This window comes from Dietzia sp. DQ12-76, from assembly GCF_014145045.1.
In the GTDB taxonomy this organism is placed as follows: domain Bacteria; phylum Actinomycetota; class Actinomycetes; order Mycobacteriales; family Mycobacteriaceae; genus Dietzia.
Window position 1 is genome coordinate 1 of sequence record NZ_JAALDV010000400.1, and the last position, 3,710, is coordinate 3,710.

The following is a 3,710-nucleotide window of genomic DNA, read 5'->3' on the forward strand; positions in this document are numbered from 1 at the left end:
CGGCAGCCCGGTGAAGTCCGCGGGCCGGCCCTCGGCGAACGCGGCCAGGGCCTCGGAGTTCGCGGGGCCGCCCATGAGGTCGGCGAAGCACTGGTTCTCGCGTTCGCGCGCCTCGGCGATCTGGCGGGCCAGCGGCTCGACCATGGTCCGCTTGACCGCCCGCAGACTCGAGATGGGCAGCCTCGCCAACCGTGTTGCGTGCTCGGTGGCCACCCCCAGCAGGTCGTCGGGGGCGCACAGCCGCCACACCAGGCCCATCTCGTGCGCCTCGGCGGCGCTGATCCACTCCGAGGACAGCAACACCCACGCCGCGTTCTGCCGCCCGACGAGCCGGGGCAGCAGGTAGCTCGAGGCGGCCTCGGGCGCCACCCCGAGGCTGGTGAACGGGCACTTGAGACGGGCGTCCTCGGACATGAATACCAGGTCGGCGAACCCGATGACGGTCATGCCGATCCCGAGGCCGAGGCCGTTGATCGCCAGGACGAGGGGCTTGTCGAACCCGGTCAGGGCGTCGATCAACCCGAGAAACCCGTGCTCGCCGGGGACGAAGTCGGGATCGGTGATCCGCTGGGCCATCTCGGCCAGGTCGGTCCCGGCACTGAACGCCCGCCCCTGCCCGGTGAGCAGCACGACCGCCACGGTGGGATCGTTCGAGGCCTCGTGCAACGCGATGGTGAGCGCGTCGTACAGGGCCTCGTCGAACGCGTTGAGCGCCTCCGGTCGCGCGAGCGTCAACGTGCGGACGCGGTCGGCGTCGCGCACGTCGAGCGGCGTCGTGTTCTCTCCCACCACGGCGGTATCAGCCGTCGACCGCGGGCGCGTCGAGGTAGACGGACTTGACCTCGGTGTACTGCGCCAGGCCCTCGGGGCCGAACTCGCGGCCGACCCCCGATGCCTTGAAACCGCCGAACGGGGCCGAGAAGTCCATCGTGTACGTGTTGACCCCGTAGGTTCCGGTGCGGACCCGACGCGCGACGCCCAGCCCCGCCTCCCGGTCCGCGGTCCACACGGTTCCCGCCAGACCGTAGTCGGAGTCGTTGGCGATCCGGACGGCGTCGTCGACGTCGTCGTAGGCGATCACGGACAGAACCGGACCGAAGATCTCCTCCTGGGCGATCCGCATGGAGTTGTCGACCCCCGCGAACACGGTCGGTCGGACGTACCACCCCGAGTCGAGGCCGTCCGGGCGGCCGGTGCCACCGGTGAGCAGCTTCGCCCCCTCCTGCTGCCCGATCTCGATGTACGAGGACACCCGTTCCTGCTGCCGCTGCGCCACCATCGGGCCGATCTGGGTGTCGGGGTCCATCGGATCGCCGACGACCATCGACCCGATCCCCTCCGCGAGTGCGCCGGCGACCTCGTCGTGCCGCTCGCGGCTCACCAGGATCCTGGTCTGCGCCACGCAGGCCTGACCCGAGTTCATCACGCCCAGGAACTTGATTCCCTCGACGACGCTCGTGAGGTCGGCATCGTCCAGCACGATCGCCGCGGACTTGCCTCCGAGCTCGAGCGAACAGCGCTTGAGCTGCTCGCCACAGATCGCCCCGATCTTCCGGCCCGCCGCGGTGGACCCCGTGAAGGCCACCTTGTCGACCGCGGGGTGGCGCACCAGGTGCTCGCCCACCTCGCGGCCACCCGCGACGATGCTCACCACGCCCTCCGGCACCCCGGCCTCGATGAGCAACTCGCCCAGCAGGTAGGTGTCGAGCGGGGTCTCGGGGGCGGGCTTGATCACGATCGTGCAGCCGGTGAGCAGCGCCGGGATCAGCTTGGACAACACGGTGAACTGGGGGACGTTCCACGGCGGGATCGCCGCGACCACGCCCACCGGCTCGTGGCGGACCAGCACCTCGCCCCCGAGCACGCCCGGCCGGGTCTCCTCCCACGGGAACTCCCGGGCGATGCCGACGAACGCCTCGATCTGCATCCAGGGCGCAGGAGCCTGGGCGAGCGTACTGAACGAGATCGGTGACCCCATCTCGGTGGAGATCAGGGTCGCCATGTCGTCCAGCTTCGCGGCGTAGAGAGCCGAGAGACGGGCGACCACGTCGATCCGCTCCTGGGGGCTCATCCGCGGCCACGGGCCGGAGTCGAACGCCTCCCGCGCCGCGGCCACGGCGGCGTCGATGTCGGCGACCGAGCCCTCCGGGACGCGGGCGACGATCTCCTCGGTGTGGGGGCTGACCACCTCGATGACGCCGTCGGTCGCGGGTGAGCGCCACTCGGTACCGATCAGGAACGCGTCGCGGTCGAGGGAGGATGTCATGGTGGGTCTCCTGCTGTTGCCGGGTGGGGTCCTGTCGCAACGGACATGCGAACAGACACCTGTCCAACCTAGGCGGTGCCGGCCTCGCCCGCGGCGGTTCCACGGATTCGGCTCGACCGGCTCAGCGGAGCGCCGGCACCCGTCCCCCGTCCGTCCGGGCCAGCTCCCGGACGGCGATCTTCCAGGCCTCGACCACGGCCGAGGCTCCGACCCTGGGCTGCAGGGTCCCGGCCAGGTGGGCCCCTGTGAGCAGGTCGATGGTGAACTGCACCAGCATCGGCGCGCGCGGATGGTCCTCCCCCGCCAGACGCGTGACGTTCCGGTGCACCGTGCGGAAGATGCGTTCCTGGAGAGGGATGAGCGCCCGTCGGAGCTCGGGATCGGTCCGGGAGGCCACCCAGAGCTCGAGGGCCACCGTGAACGGCGGACCCTGGAGCTCTTCCCAGACCAGATCCACCACGTCGTCCCAGCTCGTGGCCAACGGCACGTCGTCGCGCGCCCCGGCGTCGGGGTCTGCGACGGCGTCGGCACCGTCGCCGGCACCGTCGTCGGCTCCCACGCGAGCCCGGACGCCGAGGCCCGTCGAGGTCAGGACGCGGAGCCGGCGTTCGACGATGTCCTCCACGACCCCGGCCATGAGCGAGCCCCTCGTGGGGAAGTGGTGCAGCAGCGTGCCCCGCGCGACCCCCGCGCGGTTCTGCACCTCGCCGACCGTCGTCGCGCCGTAGCCACGGTCGAGCAGCGACTCGTACGCGGCCTCGAGGAGCTTCGAGCGGGTGGCGGCGGACCGCTCCTGCTTCGGACGACGGGGGGCTGCCATGGCCGAGACATTACTCGGGCCACCGCCGCGGCGACTTGCCACCGAGTCGGTCCGATCGGCATGATTCAGCAAAACAGTCTGACCAGACGGAAAGTGGCATCCATGTCCAAGAGATCGCGCGTGAAAGGCCTCGTCGACACCGGCCGCACCCTGGCTCCTGTGCTGGCCCGGACGGCGGTGACGCCGCTGGCGGACCTGGCCTCCCGGATCATCCCCGGCATCGGTTCGACGGCGCCCGCTGCAGACGTGACCGTCCCCGCCCCCGAGGGCATCTCCGGCTATGCACGGCAGGTCGACGTCGCGCGCGCGATCAGCGCTCCGCCGGCCGCGGTCCTCGACGTGGTACTGGACACCACCCGGACCCACGAATGGCTGACCTTGCACCTGTCCTGGCGTGGAGAGCGGGACGAGAAGCTCACCACCGGCGGGCAACTCGTCCAACAGATGACTCTCATGGACATCCCCGTCCAGGTGCGGTGGACCGTCGAGAAGGCCGACGAGACCGGGGTCGAACTGCGCGGCGCGGGCCCCATGGGCATCACGGTCGGCCTGTGGTGCACTGTCGTGCCCGCCGCCGACGGCAGCGCGGTCCGCCTCGACGGCGCCCTGGACGGTCCGCCGGTG

4 protein-coding genes are annotated in these 3,710 nt (G+C 71.1%); 1 reads left to right on the top strand and 3 read right to left on the bottom strand.

Going from position 1 to position 3,710, the window contains the following annotated elements; translation table 11 throughout:
* The 3 genes from G6019_RS13330 to G6019_RS13340 all read right to left on the bottom strand — a co-directional run.
* A partial coding sequence (locus G6019_RS13330) for an enoyl-CoA hydratase/isomerase family protein (RefSeq protein WP_182627786.1) occupies positions 1 to 762 on the bottom strand: 762 nt, incomplete at its 3' end.
* Between the two features lie 37 nt (positions 763 to 799).
* The gene (locus G6019_RS13335; RefSeq protein WP_107755971.1) at positions 800 to 2,266 is read right to left on the bottom strand and encodes an aldehyde dehydrogenase; all 1,467 of its coding nucleotides are present in this window, start codon (positions 2,264 to 2,266) and stop codon (positions 800 to 802) included.
* A gap of 121 nt (positions 2,267 to 2,387) precedes the next feature.
* Entirely contained in the window at positions 2,388 to 3,086 is a 699-nt protein-coding gene (locus tag G6019_RS13340; protein ID WP_182613066.1) for a TetR/AcrR family transcriptional regulator, read from the bottom strand.
* Between the two features lie 102 nt (positions 3,087 to 3,188).
* Here G6019_RS13340 and G6019_RS13345 point away from each other — a divergent pair.
* A partial coding sequence (locus G6019_RS13345) for an SRPBCC family protein (RefSeq protein ID WP_182627784.1) occupies positions 3,189 to 3,710 on the top strand: 522 nt, incomplete at its 3' end.

Bases quoted from the DNA above. Each gene is read 5' to 3' on its own strand.
- G6019_RS13335 (WP_107755971.1), bottom strand. From the start codon at position 2,266: ATGACATCCTCCCTCGACCGCGACGCGTTCCTGATCGGTACCGAGTGG.
- G6019_RS13340 (WP_182613066.1), bottom strand. From the start codon at position 3,086: ATGGCAGCCCCCCGTCGTCCGAAGCAGGAGCGGTCCGCCGCCACCCGC.